At 73.8% G+C, this 21,552-nt stretch carries 27 protein-coding genes and 1 tRNA gene; 10 read left to right on the top strand and 18 right to left on the bottom strand.

What is annotated here, in order from left to right; all coding sequences use genetic code 11:
* Positions 1-17 precede the first annotated feature (17 nt).
* The 4 genes from rarD to WCD58_RS17530 form a co-directional block, all read right to left on the bottom strand.
* Positions 18-899 (bottom strand): EamA family transporter RarD, encoded by an 882-nt coding sequence (gene rarD / locus WCD58_RS17545; RefSeq protein WP_337704346.1) that lies wholly within the window; start codon positions 897-899, stop codon positions 18-20.
* A gap of 37 nt (positions 900-936) precedes the next feature.
* Entirely contained in the window at positions 937-2,034 is a 1,098-nt protein-coding gene (locus WCD58_RS17540) for a 2-oxoacid:ferredoxin oxidoreductase subunit beta (protein WP_337704345.1), read from the bottom strand.
* Positions 2,031-3,917, bottom strand: a complete 1,887-nt coding sequence (locus WCD58_RS17535) for a 2-oxoacid:acceptor oxidoreductase subunit alpha (protein WP_337704344.1) — start codon at positions 3,915-3,917, stop codon at positions 2,031-2,033. Before WCD58_RS17535 ends, WCD58_RS17540 begins: the two co-directional genes overlap by 4 nt.
* Positions 3,918-4,083: 166 nt before the next feature.
* Positions 4,084-4,947 carry an enoyl-CoA hydratase-related protein gene (locus tag WCD58_RS17530; RefSeq protein WP_337704343.1) on the bottom strand — a complete coding sequence of 288 codons (864 nt, stop codon included), beginning with the start codon at positions 4,945-4,947 and terminating at the stop codon, positions 4,084-4,086.
* 52 nt (positions 4,948-4,999) lie between these two features.
* Between WCD58_RS17530 and WCD58_RS17525 the strand changes: the two genes are divergently transcribed.
* The 5 genes from WCD58_RS17525 (at position 5,000) to WCD58_RS17505 (ending at position 8,120) form a co-directional block, all read left to right on the top strand.
* Positions 5,000-5,584, top strand: coding sequence for a PaaI family thioesterase (locus WCD58_RS17525; RefSeq protein ID WP_337704342.1), 585 nt, complete (start codon positions 5,000-5,002; stop codon positions 5,582-5,584).
* Between the two features lie 68 nt (positions 5,585-5,652).
* Positions 5,653-6,486 carry a zinc metalloprotease HtpX gene (htpX, locus tag WCD58_RS17520; RefSeq protein ID WP_337704341.1) on the top strand — a complete coding sequence of 278 codons (834 nt, stop codon included), beginning with the start codon at positions 5,653-5,655 and terminating at the stop codon, positions 6,484-6,486.
* A 188-nt stretch (positions 6,487-6,674) separates the two neighbouring features.
* A complete protein-coding gene (locus WCD58_RS17515; protein ID WP_337704340.1) occupies positions 6,675-7,058 on the top strand; it encodes a VOC family protein in 384 nt (127 codons plus the stop codon).
* Positions 7,051-7,506 carry a GNAT family N-acetyltransferase gene (locus WCD58_RS17510; protein ID WP_337704339.1) on the top strand — a complete coding sequence of 152 codons (456 nt, stop codon included), beginning with the start codon at positions 7,051-7,053 and terminating at the stop codon, positions 7,504-7,506. Before WCD58_RS17515 ends, WCD58_RS17510 begins: the two co-directional genes overlap by 8 nt.
* A 68-nt stretch (positions 7,507-7,574) precedes the next feature.
* Entirely contained in the window at positions 7,575-8,120 is a 546-nt protein-coding gene (locus WCD58_RS17505) for a Clp protease N-terminal domain-containing protein (protein ID WP_337704338.1), read from the top strand.
* Here WCD58_RS17505 and WCD58_RS17500 read toward each other — a convergent pair.
* Both WCD58_RS17500 and WCD58_RS17495 read right to left on the bottom strand, forming a co-directional pair.
* Entirely contained in the window at positions 8,095-9,456 is a 1,362-nt protein-coding gene (locus WCD58_RS17500) for an NAD(P)/FAD-dependent oxidoreductase (protein ID WP_337704337.1), read from the bottom strand. The two genes, WCD58_RS17505 and WCD58_RS17500, sit on opposite strands and share 26 nt — an antisense overlap.
* 42 nt (positions 9,457-9,498) lie before the next feature.
* Positions 9,499-9,723, bottom strand: coding sequence for a hypothetical protein (locus WCD58_RS17495; RefSeq protein ID WP_337704336.1), 225 nt, complete (start codon positions 9,721-9,723; stop codon positions 9,499-9,501).
* Between the two features lie 234 nt (positions 9,724-9,957).
* On the opposite strand from WCD58_RS17495, the gene WCD58_RS17490 reads away from it, so the two are divergent.
* The gene (locus tag WCD58_RS17490) at positions 9,958-10,674 is read left to right on the top strand and encodes an excalibur calcium-binding domain-containing protein (protein ID WP_337704335.1); all 717 of its coding nucleotides are present in this window, start codon (positions 9,958-9,960) and stop codon (positions 10,672-10,674) included.
* Between the two features lie 4 nt (positions 10,675-10,678).
* Here WCD58_RS17490 and WCD58_RS17485 read toward each other — a convergent pair whose 3' ends face one another.
* Together WCD58_RS17485 and WCD58_RS17480 are read right to left on the bottom strand one after the other, a co-directional pair.
* Entirely contained in the window at positions 10,679-11,188 is a 510-nt protein-coding gene (locus WCD58_RS17485) for a GNAT family N-acetyltransferase (RefSeq protein ID WP_337704334.1), read from the bottom strand.
* A 5-nt stretch (positions 11,189-11,193) separates the two neighbouring features.
* Entirely contained in the window at positions 11,194-11,685 is a 492-nt protein-coding gene (locus WCD58_RS17480; RefSeq protein WP_337704333.1) for a YajQ family cyclic di-GMP-binding protein, read from the bottom strand.
* A gap of 108 nt (positions 11,686-11,793) precedes the next feature.
* Here WCD58_RS17480 and WCD58_RS17475 point away from each other — a divergent pair.
* Positions 11,794-11,877: transfer RNA gene (locus tag WCD58_RS17475), tRNA-Tyr, on the top strand.
* Between the two features lie 41 nt (positions 11,878-11,918).
* On the opposite strand, the gene WCD58_RS17470 is transcribed toward WCD58_RS17475, so the two are convergent.
* A complete protein-coding gene (locus WCD58_RS17470; protein ID WP_337704332.1) occupies positions 11,919-12,419 on the bottom strand; it encodes a VOC family protein in 501 nt (166 codons plus the stop codon).
* The gene (locus tag WCD58_RS17465; protein ID WP_337704331.1) at positions 12,416-12,799 is read right to left on the bottom strand and encodes a VOC family protein; all 384 of its coding nucleotides are present in this window, start codon (positions 12,797-12,799) and stop codon (positions 12,416-12,418) included. Before WCD58_RS17465 ends, WCD58_RS17470 begins: the two co-directional genes overlap by 4 nt.
* Positions 12,800-12,851: 52 nt before the next feature.
* Here WCD58_RS17465 and WCD58_RS17460 point away from each other — a divergent pair, with 52 nt between their 5' ends.
* Positions 12,852-13,262, top strand: a complete 411-nt coding sequence (locus tag WCD58_RS17460; protein WP_337704330.1) for a GNAT family acetyltransferase — start codon at positions 12,852-12,854, stop codon at positions 13,260-13,262.
* Positions 13,263-13,314: 52 nt separating this feature from the next.
* Here WCD58_RS17460 and WCD58_RS17455 read toward each other — a convergent pair whose 3' ends face one another.
* The 3 genes from WCD58_RS17455 to WCD58_RS17445 all read right to left on the bottom strand — a co-directional run bounded on the left by WCD58_RS17455 (position 13,315) and on the right by WCD58_RS17445 (position 15,453).
* On the bottom strand, positions 13,315-13,947 hold the full coding sequence (locus WCD58_RS17455; RefSeq protein ID WP_337704329.1) for a maleylpyruvate isomerase family mycothiol-dependent enzyme: 633 nt from the start codon (positions 13,945-13,947) through the stop codon (positions 13,315-13,317).
* Between the two features lie 34 nt (positions 13,948-13,981).
* Positions 13,982-14,971 carry an anti-sigma factor RsbA family regulatory protein gene (locus WCD58_RS17450; RefSeq protein ID WP_337704328.1) on the bottom strand — a complete coding sequence of 330 codons (990 nt, stop codon included), beginning with the start codon at positions 14,969-14,971 and terminating at the stop codon, positions 13,982-13,984.
* A gap of 158 nt (positions 14,972-15,129) precedes the next feature.
* Positions 15,130-15,453 (bottom strand): P-II family nitrogen regulator, encoded by a 324-nt coding sequence (locus WCD58_RS17445; RefSeq protein ID WP_337704327.1) that lies wholly within the window; start codon positions 15,451-15,453, stop codon positions 15,130-15,132.
* A gap of 80 nt (positions 15,454-15,533) precedes the next feature.
* Here WCD58_RS17445 and dprE2 point away from each other — a divergent pair, with 80 nt between their 5' ends.
* On the top strand, positions 15,534-16,295 hold the full coding sequence (dprE2, locus tag WCD58_RS17440; RefSeq protein WP_337704326.1) for a decaprenylphospho-beta-D-erythro-pentofuranosid-2-ulose 2-reductase: 762 nt from the start codon (positions 15,534-15,536) through the stop codon (positions 16,293-16,295).
* A gap of 68 nt (positions 16,296-16,363) precedes the next feature.
* On the opposite strand, the gene WCD58_RS17435 is transcribed toward dprE2, so the two are convergent.
* Positions 16,364-17,359: an aldo/keto reductase family protein gene (locus WCD58_RS17435; protein WP_337704325.1), complete on the bottom strand. Its 996-nt coding sequence runs from the start codon at positions 17,357-17,359 to the stop codon at positions 16,364-16,366.
* A gap of 285 nt (positions 17,360-17,644) precedes the next feature.
* Here WCD58_RS17435 and WCD58_RS17430 point away from each other — a divergent pair, with 285 nt between their 5' ends.
* On the top strand, positions 17,645-17,818 hold the full coding sequence (locus tag WCD58_RS17430) for a hypothetical protein (RefSeq protein ID WP_337704324.1): 174 nt from the start codon (positions 17,645-17,647) through the stop codon (positions 17,816-17,818).
* A gap of 7 nt (positions 17,819-17,825) precedes the next feature.
* Here WCD58_RS17430 and WCD58_RS17425 read toward each other — a convergent pair whose 3' ends face one another.
* From WCD58_RS17425 to WCD58_RS17410, 4 genes are read right to left on the bottom strand one after another with little or no spacing between them, the layout of a single operon-like run.
* Positions 17,826-18,155 (bottom strand): helix-turn-helix domain-containing protein, encoded by a 330-nt coding sequence (locus WCD58_RS17425; protein ID WP_337704323.1) that lies wholly within the window; start codon positions 18,153-18,155, stop codon positions 17,826-17,828.
* 36 nt (positions 18,156-18,191) lie between these two features.
* On the bottom strand, positions 18,192-19,526 hold the full coding sequence (locus tag WCD58_RS17420) for a polyhydroxyalkanoate synthase family protein (protein ID WP_337704322.1): 1,335 nt from the start codon (positions 19,524-19,526) through the stop codon (positions 18,192-18,194).
* A gap of 54 nt (positions 19,527-19,580) precedes the next feature.
* Positions 19,581-20,732 carry a CaiB/BaiF CoA transferase family protein gene (locus WCD58_RS17415; RefSeq protein WP_337704321.1) on the bottom strand — a complete coding sequence of 384 codons (1,152 nt, stop codon included), beginning with the start codon at positions 20,730-20,732 and terminating at the stop codon, positions 19,581-19,583.
* Positions 20,733-20,785: 53 nt separating this feature from the next.
* Positions 20,786-21,541, bottom strand: coding sequence for a DNA-binding transcriptional response regulator (locus WCD58_RS17410; protein ID WP_337704320.1), 756 nt, complete (start codon positions 21,539-21,541; stop codon positions 20,786-20,788).
* Positions 21,542-21,552 lie beyond the last annotated feature (11 nt).

The following is a 21,552-nucleotide window of genomic DNA, read 5'->3' as shown; positions in this document are numbered from 1 at the left end:
GTGAGTGAAACGGGTCGTCAGGGCGACCCGTTCCGCTCACGTGCGCGGAGCGCATCGGCCGTGAAGATGACCAGCGCGGCCCAGACGAGGCTCACGCCGACCCAGCGCGAGACCGGCATGGCCTCGCCCGCGACGAACACGCCGAAGAGGAACTGCAGCGTCGGGTTGATGTACTGCAGCACGCCCAGCGTCGCCAGCGTCAGGCGCTTGGCGCCCGCCGCGAACAGCAGCAGCGGCACCGCCGTCACGGGCCCCGCGGCGACCAGCAGCAGGGCGTGCCCGACGCCGTGGCCGGTGAACGTCCCGACGCCCAGGATCTGGACGACGACCAGGTAGACGATCGCCAGCGGGCCCAGGAGGAAGCCCTCCGCGGTGAGCCCGGGGATCGGGTCGAGCGGCACCCGCTTCTTGACCAGCCCGTAGACCCCGAAGCTGACGGCCAGCACCAGGGTGATCCACGGCAGCCGCCCGGTCCCGACGGTCAGCACCGTCATGGCCACCACGGCCAGCCCGATCGCCACCCACTGCGCCGGGCGCAGCCGTTCGCGCAGCACCAGCACCGCGAGCAGCACCGCCACCAGCGGCGTCCCGTAGTAGCCGAGCGCGGCGTCCACGACGTGACCGTGGGTGGTGGCCCAGATGTACGTGCCCCAGTTGGCGCCGATCAGCACCGAGCCCGCGGTGATCAGCGCCCAGGTCCGCCAGGGCAGCCCCCGCAGGTCGCCCCATCGCCGGGCGACCGTGATGACGCCCAGCATGCCGATCAGCGTCCACGCCACCCGGTGCGCGACCGACTCGAGCGCGTCGGCGGGCGCCAGCAGCGGCCAGAACGCCGGCGAGACGCCCCAGAGGGCGTAGGCCGTGATCGCGGCGGCGTACCCGCGACCCGCACCCGACACCGTGCCCGCCGGGGCGGACGCGGTGTCGGGCGCGGTGCTACTGCTCGTTCTCGGGCTCCGGCAGGACCGCCCAGGTGTCCTTGCCGGACAGCAGCGCCTGCAGGTTGTCCCCGCGCTGCTCGGCCTGCTCGGTGGCCACCGTGACCTGGGCGCGCGCGCCGTCGTCGTAGGTCGGGCGGTCGACCTTGCGGAAGATACCGGTGACGGTGTGCGTGAGGTCCTGGTCCGACAGCCGCGACAGCGCGAACGACTGCGTCGGGTCCTGCTCGCCGGCGCGGTGGACGACCACGGCGTCCTCGCCGACGTCGGCCACGCGGGCGACCTCGAGCCCGCCCGCGGCCGAGCGGACGACGCCGTACTCGTTCTCGTTGCCGAACAGGATGGGCGCGCCGTCCTCGAGCTTGATCAGGCGCTCGGCCACGTCGTCGCCCTTGCGCAGGACGTCGAAGGAGCCGTCGTTGAAGATCGGGCAGTCCTGGAAGATCTCGACCAGCGAGGCGCCGCGGTGCGCGGCGGCCTGGCGCAGGACCTCGGTGAGGCCCTTGCGGTCGGAGTCCAGCGCGCGGCCGACGAACGTCGCCTCGGCGCCGAGGGCCAGCGACACCGGGTTGAACGGCGCGTCGACCGACCCCATCGGCGTCGACTTGGTGACCTTGCCGACCTCGGAGGTCGGCGAGTACTGGCCCTTGGTCAGCCCGTAGATCCTGTTGTTGAACAGCAGGATCGTGATGTTCATGTTGCGGCGCAGCGCGTGGATCAGGTGGTTGCCACCGATCGACAGCGCGTCGCCGTCACCCGTGACGACCCAGACCGACAGGTCCGGGCGCGTGACCGCCAGGCCCGTCGCGATCGTCGGCGCGCGCCCGTGGATCGAGTGCATGCCGTAGGTGTCGAGGTAGTACGGGAAGCGCGACGAGCACCCGATGCCCGAGACGAACACGATGTTCTCGCGCTTGAGGCCCAGCTCCGGCAGGAACGAGCGCACCGAGGCGAGCACGGCGTAGTCGCCGCAGCCCGGGCACCAGCGCACCTCCTGGTCGGAGGTGAAGTCCTTGGCCTTCTGCGGCTCGTCGGTGGTGGGGACGAGATCGAGGCCCCCGCCGAACGACGGCTGACCCAGCTCCACGGCGGTCATGCGGGCAGGTCCCCCTTCACGGCGTCGGTGAGGACGCCGGCGAGCTCCTCGGCCTGGAACGGCAGGCCGGCGACCTTGGTGTACGAGTGCGCGTCGACCAGGAACTTCGCGCGCAGCAGCATCGAGAGCTGCCCGAGGTTCATCTCGGGCACGACCACCCGGCGGTACGAGCGCAGCACCTCGCCGAGGTTGCCCGGCATCGGGTTGAGGTGGCGCAGGTGGGCCTGGGCCACCGTGAGCCCCGCGGCCCGCACGCGGCGGCACGCGGCACCGATGGGGCCGTACGACGAGCCCCACCCGATGACGAGCACCTCGGCGTCGCCGGTCGGGTCGTCGACGGTGAGGTCGGGGACCTCGATGCCCTCGATCTTGGCCTGGCGCAGCCGGACCATGCGGTCGTGGTTGTCCGGGTCGTAGGAGATCGTCCCGCGCCCGTCGGCCTTCTCGAGGCCACCGATGCGGTGCTCGAGACCCGCCGTGCCCGGGATCGCCCACGGGCGGGCCAGGGTGTCGGCGTCGCGCAGGTAGGGCCAGAACTCCCCGGAGCCGTCGGGGGCGTTCGGCTCGGTGGCGAACGTCGTCGTCAGGTCGGGCAGGTCGGCCACGTCGGGGATGGCCCACGGCTCGGAGCCGTTGGCGATCGCGCCGTCGGAGAGCAGGAACACCGGGGTGCGGTAGGTCAGCGCCATCCGCACGGCGTCCAGGGCGGCGTCGAAGCAGTCGGCGGGCGACTGCGGCGCGATGATCGGCACCGGGGCCTCGCCGTTGCGGCCGTACATGGCCTGCAGCAGGTCGGCCTGCTCGGTCTTGGTCGGCAGACCCGTCGAGGGCCCGCCGCGCTGAACGTCGAGGATCAGCAGCGGCAGCTCGAGGGCCACCGCGAGGCCGATCGTCTCCGACTTCAGCGCGACACCGGGCCCCGACGTCGACGTGACGCCCAGCGCGCCGCCGAACGACGCGCCCAGCGCGGCGCCGATGCCGGCGATCTCGTCCTCGGCCTGGAACGTCGTGACGCCCATGCCCTTGTGCTTCGAGAGCTCGTGCAGGACGTCCGACGCCGGGGTGATCGGGTAGGTGCCGAGGAACACCGGCAGCTTCGACTGCTGCCCGGCGGCGACGACGCCGTAGGCCAGCGCGAGGTTGCCGGTGATCTGCCGGTAGGTGCCCTCGGCGAGGCGGGCCGGCGCGACCTCGTAGGTGACCGCGAAGCTCTCGGTGGTCTCGCCGTAGTTCCAGCCGGCGCGGAACGCCAGGATGTTCGCCTCGGCCAGCTCGGGCTTCTTGGCGAACTTCTCGCGCAGGAACTGCTCGGTGCCCTCCGTGCCGCGGTGGTACATCCACGACAGCAGGCCCAGCGCGAACATGTTCTTCGCGCGCTCGGCGTCCTTCTTGCTCATCCCGGTCGGCTCGAGCGCGCCGCGCGTCAACGTCGCCATCGCGACCTGGTGCACGGTGTACGGCTCCAGCGAGTCGTCCTCGAGGGGATTCGACTCGTAACCGACCTTCGCGAGGTTGCGCTTGGTGAACTCGTCGGTGTTGACGATGAGGATCCCGCCGTGCGGGAGGTCCTTGAGGTTCGCCTTGAGCGCCGCCGGGTTCATCGCCACCAGCACGTCGGGACGGTCACCCGGCGTGAGGATGTCGTAGTCCGCGAAGTGGAGCTGGAAGCTCGACACCCCGGGCAGCGTCCCGGCGGGGGCACGGATCTCGGCGGGGAAGTTGGGCAGCGTGGCGAGGTCGTTGCCGAACGCCGCGGCCTCGGAGGTGAACCGGTCACCGGTCAGCTGCATGCCGTCCCCGGAGTCGCCCGCGAAGCGGATGACGACCCGATGGGTCTGGCGCACCTCCCGACTCGGCGGCCCGACGGCGGTATCAGTGCTCATCGAGCTCCATCCGTCCCTTCGCACTGCTCGTGGTCCGTCCGCTCAGGCGCGGACTCTTCAGGCTAACCTCACCGCTCCGTGACCGGTCGGCGGCTGGTCGTGGGTCACAGGCTGGACCGAAAAAGGACGATCGCGCACCACCGGTGTTCCCGGTGACGGCACTGCGTCATCGCTTCGACGTGGCCTGGCGCACGCGGGCGAGTCCCTCCCGGAACCCCTCCGAGCGCAGCGACTCCAGCTGCGGGCCGACCTCCACGGCGACCGCGTCGCGGTGCCGGGTCAGCTGGGCGGTCGCCCGCAGCGTCGCCTTCGTGGCGATGACGAGCTCGCGCGGCGCCGCCGCCGCGACCCCCGCCATCCGCAGCGCCTCGGTCACCGCCGCCGATCGTCGGGTCGAGCTCCGCTCCGCTTCGTCTCCCGCCTGCCCGCCCGTGCCCTCCCCGGTGGCCACCCGCAGCGCGAGGCCCAGCTCGGCGGCGCGCGCGGCGTCGAGGCCCTCGCCGCCGAGCAGCATCGCCGTCGTCACCTGCGGGCCGAGCAGCCGCTGCGCCATCCACGTCATGCCCCCGCCGGGGTGCACGCCGAGGCGCAGGAAGCCGGGCTCGAAGCGGGCGGTCTCGCCCGCGATGCGCACGTCGGCGGCCAGCGCGAGGTTGAGCCCGGCACCCACGGCGGGCCCGTCGACCGCGGCGAACGTCGGCAGCGGGCACTCGGCGAGGGCGAGGAACCCGGCGTAGATGTGCTCGAGCGCGTCGGGGCCCGCCTCGCCCGCGGCCGCGAGCTCGTCGAGGTCGCCGCCGGCGCAGAACGCGGGCTTGGGGTCGTCGTCGCCCGTGACGACGACGGCGCGCACGGACTCGTCGGCGCCGATCTCGGCGAGCACCGCCACGAGACGCTCCGAGAGCGCCGCGGTCATGGCGTTGCGCCGCTTCGGGTCGGAGACGGTGAGCAGCGCCACGCCGTCGAGACGCTCCACGCGGACATCCGGGACACGCAGCGAAGCGGAGCTGGACCCTGACTCGGTGCTCATGGCCTCAGCATGCCGTCCGGGTGACCTGGCTCGCGGCCCGGGAGTCGTTCGCATGGGTAACGTGCCGCGGGTGCCGATCTCGATCGAGCCGCCCGCGGACGCCGAGGCCCCGCAGCGGCACCCCAAGGCGCCCGCGCCGGGCGAGCCGACCGCCGCGCACTACGAGGGCTGCCGCGGCTGCGGTGACGTCCCGGGCAGCCTGCGCATCCGGTCGTGGGTCGGCGACGACGGGGTGTCGGTGCACAGCCGCTTCGACGTGCTCGCCGAGCACCAGGGCGCGCCCGGACTGCTCCACGGCGGCATGCTCATGACGGCGTTCGACGACGCCCTGGGCACCGCGTACACCCAGATCGCGCGGTCGGCGGTGACCGCGCGCCTCGAGACCGACTTCCGCCGCCCCGTGCCCGTGGGCACGACGCTGTGGCTGCGCTCGCGGGTCGACGCCATCGTGGATCGCAAGATCTTCACCTCGGGCGTCGCGTTCCTCGGCGAGCTCGACGGGGAGGTGGCCGGCACCGCCCGCGCGCTGTTCCTCAAGGTGGGCGTCGAGCACTTCCTGCGCCACGGCCGCCCCGAGGACCTCGAGGCGCTCGGCGCCTCCCGCGAGGTGATCGAGGCGGCACGCGCGGCCCGCTGACGAGCGGGAACGGGCGGCGGGCCGGCGTCGTTGTCCCCCTCGGAGGATCCGTGCGAGGGGAGGTACCGGTGCGCAACGGGCTGAAGACGGCCGCGCTGCTCGGTCTGATGAGCGCGATCGTGCTCATCATCGGCTCGCTGTTCGGGCGCACCGGGCTGCTGGTCGCGCTCGTCGTCGCGCTGGGCGTCAACGGCTACTCGTACTTCTTCTCCGACAGGCTGGCGCTGCGCGCGATGCACGCCCGCCCGGTCGGCGAGGCCGAGCAGCCGGTGATGTACCGGATCGTCCGCGAGCTCGCGACCGACGCGCACCAGCCGATGCCCCGGCTCTACGTGAGCCCCACCGACGCGCCGAACGCCTTCGCGACCGGGCGCAACCCGCGCAACGCGGCGGTCTGCGCCACCACCGGGATCCTGTCGCTGCTCGACGAGCGCGAGCTGCGCGGTGTGCTGGGCCACGAGCTCTCGCACGTCTACAACCGCGACATCCTCATCTCCTCGGTCGCCGGCGCGCTCGCGAGCGTCGTGTCGTACCTCGTGCTCGCCGCCCAGCTCTTCGGCGGCAGCCGGAACTTCCTCGCGACCCTGGCCGTCGCGATCATCGGTCCGTTCGCGGCGGCGATCATCCAGATGTCGATCAGCCGGTCCCGCGAGTACCAGGCCGACGCCAGCGGCGCGACGCTCACCCGCGACCCGCTCGCCCTGGCCTCGGCGCTGCGCAAGCTGCAGTACGGCACGGCCGTCGCCCCGCTGCCGCCGGACCCGCAGCTGGTGAGCCAGTCGCACCTGATGATCGCCAACCCGTTCCGTGCCGGCGAGGGCCTCTCGCGCATGTTCTCGACCCACCCGCCGCTCGACGACCGCATCGCCCGCCTCGAGGCCATGGCCCGCAACGGCGGCTGACCGGCTGTGCGAGCGATGCGGCATCTTGCTGGCGAATCAACTCAGCACGCCGATAGGGCCAGGAAATCCGCCCGTTCGATCGGTGCTTGACGACCAGGGGCCGGGAAGGTCGGATACCGGCAGCGTCGCGTCCGGGCCGGTGTCAGACCGGCGGATGGAGGCGCCGGAGCCCTGGAGTGACCCACCCCATGGCCGTTCGCATCGATCACCTCGCGCTCGCCGCCCACGACGCCCGCGAGTCCGCCCGCTTCCTCGCCGACGTCCTCGACCTGCCCGCGCCGTACGAGGCCGGGCCGTTCCTCGCCGTCGACGTCGACGACACCTTCACCATCGACTACGCCGCCCCGCCGATCGACTTCCCGGGCCAGCACGTCGCGTTCCTCATCGGCGAGGACGACTTCGACGTGATCCTCGCGAAGCTGCAGTACCGCGGCATCACGTACTGGGCCGACCCCCGGCAGCGCTGGGTCGGGCAGTACAACACCCACGACGGCGGTCGGGGCCTGTACTTCGACGACCCCGGCGGCCACCACTTCGAGGTGATCACCCGCCGGTACGGGTCCGGTGGGTGACGTCCGGCGGGCGGGTCCCGTCGACGCGGCGACCGTCGCGACCCTGCTCCACGACTTCAACACCGAGTTCGACACCCCGACGCCCGGCGTCGACGTGCTGACGACGCGGCTGCGGCAGCGTCTGGGCAGCGACGACCTCGTCGCGTTGCTCCACGACGACCCGCCCGACGGGCTCGCCGTCGTCTCGTTCCGCCCCAACGTCTGGTTCGACGGGCCGGTCGCGCTGCTCGACGAGCTCTACGTACGCCCGGACCGCCGCGGCCGGCGGATCGGGCACGCGCTGATCGAGGCGGTCGAGTCGCTCGCGAGAGAGCGCGGCGGCCGGATCGTCGAGGTCAACGTCGACGGCGAGGACGTCGACGCCCGCCGCTTCTACGCCGCGCACGGCTACGCGTTCATCGAGCCCGGCGCCACGGAGCCGAGCTACTACTACGCCAAGGAGTGGTGACCGACCCCGGCACGGACCGGGGATCGACCCTGAGGTGGCGGACGGCCCGGGGCGCGACGGTGGTCGACATGACGATCGCCGCGCGCCAGACGGAGCGGGTCACCCGCGTGTTCCTCCTCGCCGACCAGGAGGCCGCCCGGGGCGGGGACGCCCGCGTCCGGACCGTCCACCTCCTCGTCGGTCTCGCCCGCGAGGAGCGCGACCGGGGCGGCGGGCTCCTCGACGTGCTCGACCTCGACGGCGTGCGCGCCGAGGCCGCGATCCGGTGGCGCGGGAGCGGGCGGACCGGCCGCCGGCCCTACACCCCGGGCGCCGTCGCCGCGCTCGACGCCGCGGTCCGGGTGGCCGACGAGTCCGCCGACCCGAGCCTCGGCGTCCGCCACCTCCTCGTCGCCGTCCTCGCCGACGACGCCGAGGACGCGTCGCAGGTCCTGCATGCGCTCGACGTCGACGTCGACCGGCTGCGCGCCGACGCCCACCGCGAGCTCGCGGCCGACACGAGCCCGCGGCCCTACGCCGCGGCGGGGCTGGTCATGCCCCAGCTCGACCGCATCCTGGACGCGCTCGGCCGCATCGACCGCCGCCTCGTCACCCTCGAGACACGCGAGGCCTGAGCACGTCGGCGATCGCCGCCCGGGTCGCGGCGGGGTCGAGGTAGTCGTCGGTGTGCTCGAACTCGGCGAGCCGCCCGCTCGCGCCCGTCAGGAACCCGAGGCGGACCGCGCTCGCGCCGTGCAGCGCCGACAGCACCCACGCCGACGCGACCCGAGCCATCGCGGCCGGGGCGCGCATGGCCCACAGGTGGTACGCCCGCGTCACCGCGGCCGCGACGCCACCGGTGAGGTCGACGCCGAACGGCTTCGCGACGGCGTCCGTGCCGCCGAGGTCGACGACCATGCCGAGGTCGCGGTGGCGGTACTCCCGCGTCGGCTGCCCGGTGAGGCCCGCGACGACGTTGTCGGCCGCGACGGCCGCCTGGCGCGACGCGTGCTGGGCGGTCGGCGCGCAGACGGCGCCGCCGCCCGTGGCGAGATCGGGCACCGCCGCCGCGTCGCCGAGCGCGAGCACCTCGGGGTGTCCGGGCACCGAGAGGTCCGCCCCCACGACGAGCCGGCCGTGGTCGGTGGCCGCGTCCAGACGGCTCATGAGCGGGCTGGGGGAGACGCCGGCGGTCCAGATCAGTGTCTGCGTCGCGAGCCGGCGGCCGTCGGACAGCGTCACCGACTCGTCGTCGCACGCGGTGAGGCTGACCCCGAGGTCGACGTGGATGCCGCGGGACTCCAGGACGCGCCGCGTGTCCTCGCCGAGCCGGTCGCCGAGCCCGGGCATGAGCCCGCCGTGGTGCTGCACGACGTGCCACTGCACGAGCTCCGGGTCGAGGCGCGGGAAGCGCCGCGCGAGCGCGGTGGTCATGAGCTGCAGGTTGGCGGCGGTCTCGACGCCCGCGTAGCCCCCGCCGACGACGACGAAGCGGCAGCGCCGGGCCCGCTCGTCGGGGTCGTCGGAGGTGTTCGCGACCTCCAGCTGGCCCAGCACGTGGTCTCGCAGGTAGGCGGCCTCGGCGAGCGTCTTGCAGCCGCGGCCGTACTCGCGCAGTCCGGGGATGTCCATGACCTTGGTGACGCTGCCCGGCGCCAGCACGAGCCGGTCGTAGTCCAGGACCTCGGGGTTGCCGGTGATGCTGCGGACGAGCACCTGGCGGGCGTCGAGGTCGATGCCCGTGGCGCGGCCGGGCACCAGGACCGTGCGCCGCAGCCGCCGCGACAGCGAGACGACCGCGGCCGGCGCCGGCAGCAGCCCGGCCGCGACCTGCGGCAACAGCGGCAGGTAGAGCATGTAGTCGTCGGGGCAGACGAGCCGGATGTCCGCGTCGGGCCGCCGCCGCTCCAGCCGCCGTGCCACGTCCGATCCCGCGAAGCCGCCACCCACGACGACGATCCGCTCGCTCATGCCGCTCTGCCTACCCCACGCGGCACCCGCGCGGGGCGGCTGTCACGCGGGCGAGTCGGGGACGACGCCGCGCTCGAGGTCGGGCGTGGGGGACGGTGCGCGCGCCGGTGTGGGGACGGGGCGCGGCGCACTCTCCTGGCCGACGGTCCCGGTGACGATCTCGGCGCTCGGCGGGTCGGGCGCCGGCGGCGTCCCGACGGACCACGCGCCGAACGGCAGCGCCACGAGCAGCGCGGCGACGGCGAGCCACGACCTCGGGGTGGGCATGACCCGACTCTGCTCGGTCGGGAGCGTCGCTGACTCCGGTAAGACCCTGAGCCCGTCCCTGATTCCGGGCGCATCCGAGCAGGGACGCTCCAGGGCGTCCGCGGTTGTCCCGGTCGCCCGGATCGACCCCTCTCGTGTGGTTCGCCCGATCGGCCATAACGACCGCGGACCCCGCGGCGACGGTGGTGCTGAGCGCGACGTCGCGCCCCACCACACCACCTCAGGAGACCCTCCGTGCCTGCTCACCGCGCCGCCCGCCGCACCCGCCGCTCCCGCGCGGCGGCCCTCGGGACGCTGACGCTGCTCGGCGTGTTCGGGCCCGGAGCGGGCATGGCGCTCGCCGCCGGTGACGACCTGAACTGCGGTGACTTCTCGTACCAGGAGGACGCGCAGGACGTCCTCGACGCCGACCCGTCCGACCCGAACAACCTCGACCGTGAGGGTGACGGGCGCGCCTGCGAGAGCCTGCCGAGCCGCGGCTCGACGAGTGAGGAGCTCGGTCTGACCGACGGATCGTCGTCCTCGGGCTCCACGCATGAGACGTCCGCGTCGTCGGCGGCGTCGTCCTCGTCGTCCGGGTCCTCCACCCGCACCACCCCGACGCACGACCGCGACTGCGCCGACTTCTCCTCGCAGGCGCAGGCCCAGGGCGTCCTCGACGACGACCCGAGCGACCCCGAGCGCCTCGACGCCGACGACGACGGGGTCGCCTGCGAGTCGTTCGACTACGGCGACGACAGCAGCGACTCCGAGGACGACTCCCGTGACGTCGACGTCCGCCCCGCGGCCGCGGCCACGAACGACTACCCCGTCGGCGGCGTCGCGGCCGGCGACGGCTCCGGCCCGTCCGAGGGCTCCGACGCCCTCGCGTACGCCCTGATGGGCTCCGCCGCGGTCGCGGGAGCCGTCGCCGTCCGCCACGCGCGTCCCGGGCGTCACCGCCGGGTCTGAGGACCTACGGCTCCCGGCTGGCGTAGAGGTACGCGGGGACCTGGGTGCCGCGGCCGGTGTCGTGCATCGTCGTCCCGAGCCGGTGCCAGCCGAGGCGTTCGTAGAGCGCGATCGCCGCGGTGTCCTTGGCCATGACGTCGCCGACGATGTCGAGGGCGTGGTGCACGGCCCAGTCGGTGAGGGTGCGGGCGAGCCTCGTCCCCAGACGGTGCCCGCGTCCGGCCGGGGCGACGAACAGGCGGGCCCCGACGATCGTGGTGGCGATGTCGCCGCCCTGCCGGACCCAGGCGTCGACGGCCGCGACCTCCGGCTGCGCGGTCCGGGCCAGCGCCTGGCCGACGACGACGCCGTCCACCGTCGCGACCCACGCGTGCAGGGTGCCCGGCGGGGTGAGCCAGGCGTGCGGGTCGGCGACGCCCTCGACGGGATAGCCGTCGACCCGGTGGACCTCGACCAGCGCCGCGGCGAGGGCGTCGAGGTCCCCCGGCCGGCGGTCGCGCACCGCGGCGACCACGGGCGTCAGCGGTAGTTGGTGAACTGCAGCGCGATCTCGAAGTCGCGCTCCTTGAGCAGGGAGATGACGGCCTGGAGGTCGTCCTTCTTCTTGCCGGTGACGCGCAGCTGGTCGTCCTGCATCTGGGCCTGGATGCCCTTCGGGCCCTCGTCCCGGATGACCTTGGAGATCTCTTTGCCCTTGTCCTTGCTGATCCCCTGCACCAGCGAGCCGGTGACCTTGTAGGTCTTGCCCGAGATCGCCGGATCGCCGACGTCGAAGGCCTTCAGCGAGATGCCCCGCTTGATCAGCTTCTCCTTGAAGACGTCGATCGCGGCGGTGCAGCGCTCCTCGGTCTCGGCGCTGATGGTGATGGCCTCCTCGCCGGCCCAGGCGACGTCGGCACCCGTCCCACGGAAGTCGAACCGCTGGGAGAGCTCCTTGCTCGCCTGGTTGAGCGCGTTGTCGACCTCCTGGCGGTCGACCTTGCTCACGACGTCGAACGAGGGGTTCGCCATGATCGTCCTTCCTGACGGGTCGGCTGACACTCGTCGGGCCCCGCCTGCACGGTCGCGGAGCCGCGGTCTGTAGTCTCTACGACGTCATCCCGCGGGGTGGCACACCCTGGCGGGTTGCCCGAGCGGCCAATGGGAGCGGACTGTAAATCCGTCGCGAAAGCTTCGAAGGTTCGAATCCTTCACCCGCCACCACCAGCCCCGTCCACTCGCTGACCAGCGAGGACGGGGCTGAATCATGTTCGGCCCAGCACCGACGGAGCGCGCAGGCGCGGCTCGGTGACGCGGTCCGGCGGGCCGTCGCCGTGGAACTCCAGCCCCTGGAAGACGTCCGGCGCCGCGGCGAGGTCGGCCCAGTAGAAGCGCAGCAGCGTCCCGTCCGGGTCGGTGACGTCGACGACCGCCTCGTGCGGCCCGCGGTCCTGGATCCCCGTGGAGTCGGCGCCGAGGGCGGCGCAGCGTTCCTGCACGCCGGCCAGGCTCTCGCGGCTCGTCATGTGGAATCCCACGACGTCGAAGCCCGCCAGGTCGGGTGTCCCCGCGCAGTACTGCCGCAGGCGCAGGGCGAGGTTGAAGCCGCCCTCCGGCGAGTGCAGCACGGCGCCGCGCAGCTCGCCGTCCTCGACGAACTCGTACGACAGCACGAGGTCCATCAGCCGGCAGTACCAGTCGACGCTGTGCTGGAGGTCGGTCACTGGCAGCTTGACGTGCAGTATCCGTGTCGTCCCGATGCTCATGACGAGAGCTCGGTGAGCGAGAGGTTGTTGCGGTCCGGGTCGAGGAACCAGGCGATGCGGGCGCCGCCCGGCGCGGTCCAGACGCCGCGCTCGTCCTGGTCCATGGACTCGTAGCGCGTGAACGTGACGCCCCGCGCGGTGAGCTCGTCGACGGCCGCCGCGACGTCGGGCACCGACCAGCCGACCACCGTGTAGGGCGCGGCCGCGGGCTCGGGGACCTCGGTGATCCGCAGCATCGTCCCGCCGAGGTCGCCGACCAGGGCGAACGGCCGCTCGTCCTCGAGATCGAGCCCGAGGACGTCGCCGTAGAAGTGCTGCGCGGCGTCGAGGTCCGCGACGCCGACGAAGCCCATCAGCCCTGCCCGGTCCAGTGCCCCCATGGGCTCAGCATGCTCCGGTGGGCAAGACCTCGGGAGCCGTACCGTCGCGGCGGTGATCGTCCCCCTGCCGCGCGAGCGGTGCGCCGACGCGGTCGCCCTCTGGCACGCCGCCGGCCTGACGCGCCCGTGGAACGACCCGGACGCCGACCTCCGGCGCGCGCTCGACGGGCCGTCGTCGACGGTGCTCGCCACGATCTCGGGCGAGCACCTCGTGGGGACCGTGATGGTCGGGCACGACGGGCACCGCGGGTGGCTCTACTACCTCGCGGTCGCCGACGACCACCGCCGGCGCGGCGTCGGGCGCGCTCTCGTCGGGGCGGCCGAGGAGTGGCTCGCCGCGCACGTGCCGAAGGTGCAGCTCATGGTGCGCGACGACAACGCCGCGGCGGCCGGGTTCTACGAGCGCCTCGGCTACGCGCGCCAGGACACGGTCGTGCTCGGGCGGCGCCTCGACGGCAGGTGAGTGCGTGGCGTTACGGACACTGAACGTCTGCGACGCCACGCCGCTGACATCGCTACAGGCGCGCGGCCAGGTCCGCGACACCGGCGCCGTCGAGGGCGGCGAGGCCCGTCGGGCGACCGGTGGCCACGAGGAGCAGGTCGCCGGCGGGGCCGCGGAGCTCGCGGTCGCCCTCGCCGTGGGACCAGTCGGTGTCGGTCGCGACGAGGTGCAGGCCCGCGAAACGCTTCGGCGCGCCGTAGAACGACGTCGACAGCACGAACTCGAGCGCGGAGACGGCGCGGTCCGGCGCGATCGCGAGCGTCCGGCGCAGCGGGCGGGTGAGATCCTGGCCGTGCACGAGGACATCGACGAAGGGGTCCATGGGCTTCGCGCCCATCGGCCGCTGCGTCCACCCCGCCGACTCGCGGAACTGCGTGATCAGCTCGGGCGGGGTGTACTGCGCGGCCCGGGTGCGCGCGGCGTGGTCGATGAACGCGTTGATGTCGAACCGGGCGGCGAGCACGCCCCGCAGCGCCTCGAGCTTCGTGAGCCGCGACGTCAGCGTCAGGTGCGCGACGAGGGTCTTCACGGTCCAGCCGGTGCACAGCGACTCGTAGCCCCACTCCTCGGTGTCGAGCTCCTCGAGGACGTCGGCCAGCCGGAGCCGTTCGGACGTGATGGCGGCGTGCAGGTCGGCGCTGTCCACGGTGGGCCCCTCGGGAGTCGGCAGGGCGCCGAACCTAGCGCGGTGGCCCGTCCAGGTACATCGTCATCCGGACGGTCGTCCCGCCGTCCTCGCTGCTGTGCAGGCGGACGAGGTCGCAGAGCCGGTGGGTGAGGTACAGGCCGTAGCCGCGACCGTCGGCGTCGGCGGGTGGGTGCCGGCCGACGAGCGGGTCGGCGACGTAGCCGGAGTCCTGGATCTCCGCGACCACGCGGTCCTCGGTGTGCCAGAGCGACAGGATGCCCGGGCCGTCGGTGTGCACGACCGTGTTGACCGCGACCTCGTGCACGGCGAGGCAGAGGTCCGCGACGCGCTCGGTGGCCAGCCCGGCGGCCCGCGCGTGGTCGGCCACGGCGCCGCGGACGGCGCGGGGACCGTGCGGGGCGGCGTAGACGAGCGTCTCGCCCAGGTCCGGGGGCTCCGTCAGGGGCCCGAGGACGGTCTCGGCGAGCTTGGCGGGGTCGGCGTAGGTCAGGTTCGGCACCGGGGCGCCGTCCTCGACGAGCAGGGGGTGCGCGGCGCGGACGTCCGCGGCGGTGTCCGGGTCCAGCGACCGCGTGTCGTACGGGCAGAGCATGGTGACCGGCCGGTCGGCGAACGCGACGTTGGTCAGCGCGTCGTGCTGCAGGTACGCGGCGCGCTCGTCGGCGGGTCGGTCCGGCCACAGCCCGCCGCCGACGGCACGGACGCGCCGGCCGGGGTGGTCGGCGGCGAACTGGTGCAGCAGCGGGACGAGGCGGGCCGGGTTGGGCCCGAGGCGTCGCACGTCCTGGAGCACGACGGAGCGGGCGTCCGCGCCGAGCGCCTCGCGGATCGGGCTGAGGTGCTCGGAGGGCAGGGCGATCACGACGGCGTCCTCGGCGTCGAGGCCCTCGCGGACGTGCTCGACGACACCGGCGACGAACTGCGCGTCGTCGTCGACGAAGAGCGCCGCGTGCTCGAATCCCTCGGATCCGGCGATGCCGGCACCGCGGCGATGACGTCCGGTGTTGTCCGACGTACTCACCCCCAGCCATCACCCGTCCGATGGCGTCGTCCCCCGACGAGTGTCGATCCTCGCCCGAGTTTCCGCGACCGCAACAGCGTGTTCCGCCGGGCGGGTCGGTCGCTGCGGCAGACGGTCGTCACGACTGGGCGTGTCGGGTCACAGAAATTTCACCGACTTCACACGGCGTCCTCGCCGCGCTCGCCGGTCCGAACCCGCAGGACCAGGTCCAGCGGCGTGACCCACAGCCGCCCCTCGGGGTGCACCGCGGCGACGATCTCGTTGACCACCCGGTCGACGAGCTCGTCGTGCACGATCGTCTCAAGCCGCAGGCACGGCGCGAAGCTGTCCCGCACGACCTGCCCGCGCTGGAGGGTCCGCTGCCCGTCCGCGCTCGGACCGAGGACCTCCGAGATCGTCATCCCGAGCACCGCGTGCCGTTCCAGCGCACGTCGCGCGGCGTCGAGCGCGTGGGCCGGGATCATCGCGTGCACCGTCTTCACCGCGCGTCCTCCCGTCCGGTCGCCGTGACGCTACGGGCCCGGACGTGATCGGGCGAGGACGGAGTTCCTACGCTGCCGCGGTGCCCGCGCAGACACGACCGGTGGTCCTGGTCCTCGGTGGCCGCAGCGAGATCGGGGTCGCGCTCGCGTGCCGCCTCGCCGCGTCCGGACGCGCCGGCACGGTGGTGCTCGCCGCCCGCCGGGCCGGGGAGCTCACCGAGGAGGTCGCGGCGGTCCGCGACGCCGGCGCCGAGGTGGCGACCGTCGAGTTCGACGCCGACGACCTCGCCGCCCAGGCGGGTGTGCTCGACGAGGTGGAGGCTGCGCACGGGGTGCCCGACACCGTCGTCGTCGCGTTCGGGGTGCTCGGCGACCAGGCGCGCGCCGAGCGCGACGCCGCGCACGCCGCGGCCGTCGTGCACACCGACTACGTCGCCCAGGTCGCGGTGCTCACCGAGGTCGCGGCGCGGCTGCGTGCCCGGGGGAGCGGCGAGATCGTCGTGTACTCGTCGGTGGCCGGGGTCCGGGTCCGGCGCGCCAACTACGTGTACGGCTCGGCCAAGGCGGGGCTCGACGGGTTCGCCTCGGGCCTCGCGGATGCGCTGCACGGCAGCGGCGTGCACCTGACCCTCGTGCGCCCGGGCTTCGTCGTCGGGCGCATGACGGCCGACAGCGGGCTGGACCCGGCGCCGCTCTCGTCGACGCCCGGGCAGGTCGCCGACGCCACCGCCGCCGCGCTAACGGCCGGGAAGGACGTCGTCTGGGTGCCCGGCGCGCTGCGGCTGCTGTTCACGGCGATGCGCCTGCTGCCCCGCTGGGCCTGGCGCCGCCTGCCCCGCTGAGGGGCCGGAGGCCCAGGTGAGCGATATGGGTCGCCAGGGCGACCCATATCACTCACCTGGCGGGGCCATCAGCGGTGCGTGATCGCCGGCGAGGCGCCGGGGCCGAGCTGCTGGCCGGTGACCGGCACGTCGCCGAGCGCCTCGTCGATCGCCGCGAGCGTGTCGGGCGTCAGCTCGATGCCGGCCGCCGCGGCGTTGGCGTGCACCTGCTCGGGCCGCGAGGCGCCGACGATCGCCGACGCGAGCTCCGGGCGCCGCAGCACCCACGCGATCGCCAGCTCGGCCATCGACAGCCCCGCGCCCTCGGCGATTGGGACCAGGCGCTGCACGGCCTCGAGCGTGCGGTCGGTGAGCTTCTGCCGGATGAAGCCGTTCATCTCGTCGCTCGCCGCGCGGGAGTCGACGGGCACCGGCTCGCCCGGCCGGTACTTCCCGGTCAGCACGCCCTCGGCAATCGGCGACCACACGATGTTCGAGATGCCGAGCTCGGCGGTGGTCGGGAAGACCTCGGCCTCGGGCGCGCGCCAGAGCATCGAGTACTGAGGCTGCGACGACACGATCCGCACGTCGTCCGGGCAGGCGGCGACGCCCGCGCGGATCTGCTCGGGCGTCCACTCGCTGACGCCGAGGTAGCGGGCCTTCCCGGCGCGCACGACCTCGGCGAGCGCCTCCATCGTGTCCTCGATCGGCGTCTCGGCGTCGAAGCGGTGGCACTGGTAGAGGTCGACGTGGTCGGTGCGCAGGCGGCGCAGCGAGGCGTCGATCTGCTTGTGGATCTGCGTGGGCGACAGGCCGCGGTCGGTGTCCGACATCGGGAAGTAGACCTTGGTGGCGAGCACGTAGTCCTCGCGCCGGTAGTCGGTGAGGATCTCCCCCCACGCCTCCTCCGCGGCGCCCCGGCCGTAGACGTTGGCGGTGTCGAAGAACGTGATGCCGGCGTCGAACGCGGCCCGCGTGCAGGCGGCCGTCGCGTCGGCCTCGACCCCGCCGGAGTAGGTCAGCCACGAGCCGAGGGAGATCTCGGACACCTGCAGGTCGCTCGAACCGAGCTGTCGATGGCGCACCCCCGTACCGTAGGAGCCGCGCTCGATGACAGCCTGCGCAGAGATCGACACTCCCGGTCATCGGAAGAACGGCGCCGACCGGCGCACGCCGTCAACCGGTTGTCGCAGTTCTCTGTGGCCGACGTGTGAATTCCCGCGACAGCGGGTTCAGCGCGCGGGCACGGCTGGCACGATGGAGCGCACGAACTGGCGAGAGCCCCGGCGTCGGGCGGCATCGGTGCCGCGACGCCGTGCGGGCCCTCGTGTGGTCACCGACCAGCCGAACGCCGTAGGGGTTTCGTGAACATGTTGCTGGCGCCGCTGCGCCCTCTGGCCGATGTCCTCGACCTGACCGCGGAGGCGATGGCCGCCGTGGGCACCGTGTCGGTCGCCGCCCTCGGGCTGGTGCTCGCGCGGGTCGAGGTGCCCGAGGAGCGCCGGCGTCTGAGCGTGGTCGGCGGGCGGCCCCCGCAGGCCTGAGGCCGGGTCAGGACCCGCCGCGCCCGCGCAGCAGCTCGTTGAGCGTGCGGAGCTCGTCGCGGATCTCGACGAGCAGCTCCGGGATCTCGTGGCTGCGCTCCCAGTGCGGGGTGACGTCGATGCCCAGGTCGCCCAGCTCGCGCTCGTAGAGCTCCGCCAGCAGCGTGCGGTAGGGCTCGTCGGGGACGGTGCCGTTCTCCCAGCGCGACAGCTGGGTCTTCAGGCTGGCAGCGCTGGCGACGTCCACCTGGCCGCGCTCGGCCAGCTCCCGGAGCCGCGCCACGGCCGTGGTCTGCGACCAGCCGCGATCGCGGCGAGCGTCGCGCAACGAAACCACGTCGTCACAGTAGACGACCCGGCGACGAGCAGGGCCTCACTGGCGACGGGGTGACCGCGACGCCCGCTTGGGCGCCGGCAGCCGCGACGAGCGCCGCGCGGGGAGCCGCGCGGGCGGGTCCGTCTTCTCCGGGGTCTCCGCGACGTCGTCGGCCGGGGGCGTCGGACGCAGCGGTTCGACCGCCCGGGGCCGCGTCGGCGTCGGCCGCAGCGTCCGGCGGCTCGTCGGGGTGCTGCCCTCGACGGTGGCCGGGGCGTCGTGCCGGTCGAGGAACGCGCACAGCCGCGCCCACGTCGTGTTCTTGGCGGCGCGTCCGGCGAGCACTCCGAGATGGCCGCCCGGGGCCGTCGTCAACCGCGTGTCCGCGCCGGTGAGGCGCCGCGCCCCGGCGCGGACGGCGCGGGGCGGCACGACCCGGTCGGTCTCGCCGGCGACGAGCAGGACGGGACGGCGCAGGTCGGCGAACTCGACGACGCGGTGCCCGACGGGCACCCGCCCGGCGTCGAGGTCCTCGGGCGCCACCATCGCGCGGAAGTAGGTGCCGATGAACCGGGCCTGCTCGCCGATGAGGGCGCGCAGATCGTCCACGGCCTCGAGCTGGGCGAGGAACTCCCGGTCATCGAGGCGGGCGATCATGGTCAGCGGCGCGGTGAGCAGCTCGTCGAGCGAGCCGAGCCCGAGCGCGCGGAGCAGGCGCGGCAGCGGCATGAGCGCCAGCAACGTCTGCACGGTCGCGAGCACCGGCCCGCCCGCCGCGATCGCCAGGGGCCGCGCCCCGACCACCGGCGGCACCCCGTCCAGCGTGAACGGCGTCGCCACCCCGGTGACCGACGCGAGCGGCAGATCGGGGTGCCCGGCCGCGCTGAGCACACTGTGCAGCCCGCCGATCGACCAGCCGACGAGGTGCACCGGGGCGCCCTGGTGTGCGGCGCTGACCGTCCGCACGACGTGGGGGAGGATCTCGTCCACCCAGCGCTCGAGATCGGCCGCGCCGGGCGAGATCGAGCCGCCGTAGCCGACGAGGTCCTCGTCGTCGACCTGGTACACCGGCCGGCCCTCGCCGACGAGGTGCTCGACGAGGCTGTTGCCCCGCCGCAGGTCGAACGCGACCCCGCAGGCGCCCAGCGGCGACACCAGCACGACCGGCGAGCCCCGCAGCCGCGCAGTCGGGTGCACCGCGTAGCGGTAGGTGCTCACCGAGCCGGCGCGGGCGAGCCCGAGCGCCCGCCCGACCCCGTCGCTGCCGGCCTCGCCCGGGCCGGTGTCGAACGCGGTGCGCGGCATCCGGCGCAGGTCGGCCAGCGGCCCCTCGAGCACCCGCGCGCGCATGTTGCCCACGGCGCGCCACGCCCCGGCCGGGGTCAGGATCACGGTGCCTCCACTCGGGCAGGGCTCGGACGACCTCGTGCGGCCGAAGGTCAGAGCCTAGGTCTGGTGGACGACCCCCGCCTCCTGCAGCTTCGCGATCCGGTCGCGGTCGACGCCCCAGTCGGCGAGCGCCTCCGCGGAGTGCTGGCCGGGCGTCGCCGGCGGTGTCGGCGTGCCGCTGGGCGTGCGGCTGAAGCGCGGGGCCGGCGCCGGCTGCGTCACGCCGAAGGCGTCGATGTGCAGGCCGCGGGCCTTGTTGTGGGGGTGCTCGGCGGACTCCTCCATGGTCAGCACCGCGGCGACGCAGGCGTCGGTCGCCTCGAGGTCGGCGGCCCACTCGTCGCGCGTGCGGGTCGCGAACACCTCGGCGATCCGGGCGCGCCACTCCGGCCAGCGGCGCATGTCCCACTGCGCAGTCGCGATCTCCTCGCCCTCGAGGCCGAGGCCCGCCATGAGCTCGGCGTAGAACTGCGGCTCGAGGGCCCCGACGGCCACGTATCCGCCGTCGGCGCAGCGGTAGTGGTCGTAGAACGGGGCGCCGCCGTCGAGGATGTTGCCGCCGCGGTCGTTCGGCCACAGCCCGCCCGCGCGCATCCCGTAGACCATCGCCATCTGCAGCGCGGCACCGTCCACGATCGCGGCGTCGACGACCTGCCCGCGCCCCGAGATGCCGCGCTCCACCAGCGCCCCGAGCACGCCGACCACCAGCAGCATCCCGCCGCCGCCGAAGTCGCCGACGAGGTTGATCGGGACCGCCGGCGCGCCGTCCCGGCCCGCCATGTGCGCGACGACACCGGCCGTCGAGAGGTACGTGAGGTCGTGCCCGGCGCGCGAGGCCTGCGGGCCGTCCTGGCCCCAGCCGGTTATGCGGCCGTACACGAGGCGCTCGTTGCGGGCGTGGCACTCGTCGGGCCCGAACCCGAGGCGCTCGGCGACGCCGGGCCGGTAGCCCTCGAGCAGCACGTCGGCGGTCTCGACGAGGTCCATGAGCACCTCGAGACCCTCGGGCGCCTTGAGGTCCAGGGCCACCGAACGCCGCCCGCGCGCGAGCACGTCCTTGTCGGTGTTGCCGAGCGAGAGCCCGCGCCCCCCGGCGGGACGGTCGACGCGCAGCACGTCGGCGCCCATGTCCGCGAGCATCATCGCCGCGAACGGGCCCGGCCCGATCCCGGCGACCTCGATGACCTTGACGCCGTCCAGCACACCCATGGGGCCCTCGTCCTCCTCGTGGTCACGCGGTCGGGCGCGAGCCTACGAGACAGTCAGGGCTGACGGTATGGGTCGTGGGCGGTGTGCTCCAACGCATCGATGACGAGATGGAGGAGGTCGTCCGGTCGGTCGGTCTGGGCGAAGCAGTGCGCGGGGGTCGGCTTCCCGGCCACACCGCGCGAATAGACGATCACGGGCACGAGGTCGCCGATCGCGGCCCCGACCTGATCAGCGACGGAGGCCATGCCTTCGGCGGGCGACTTGCCGTAGTTCGTGATCACGACGTCGGGATCCGCTCGCGTCGCCAGGTCGACGGCCTCGTCGAGCGTCGTCACCGCGGTCACGTCCATCCCCAGCGAGCGGAAGACACGACGCTCGGCCCGGTTGTGGGCGGGGCGGGCGTCGAGCCACAGGAGCCGGCTGCCCTGGAGGAGGTCCGCGTTGTCCGCAGCGCGTGCCGTGGCGCTCTCGCGTCGCCCGGTGTCGACCGGGACCTCCTGCTGTCTGGCCGCGGCGTCAAGGCCCGCCGCCACGAACGACACGTCGACCCCGGCAGCGCTGACGCTCTGGAGCCGCGGGAGGAGCTGGCGCAGCGGGTTGCGCAGGAGCACCAGGGCGGCGACGACCACCCCGGCCCACACCAACGTCGGGACCGACCCGAGAACGATCTGCCACAGCCCGTCCGAGCCGCCCACCGCCCGCCTCCGATCCACAGAACGCTTCAATTTTCGAAGCATTCTCACGAAAGAGCTCGACTCCTCCGCGGCCGGCTCCCACCCCGGACACACGAACGGCGCCCCCGCCGCCACGGAGGCAGCGA

Origin of the sequence: Actinomycetospora flava (genome assembly GCF_037400335.1) — a bacterium.
Taxonomy (GTDB): domain Bacteria; phylum Actinomycetota; class Actinomycetes; order Mycobacteriales; family Pseudonocardiaceae; genus Actinomycetospora; species Actinomycetospora flava.
The sequence above is the reverse complement of the archived record's forward strand: the minus strand, read 5'-3'. Positions and strand labels throughout refer to the sequence as shown.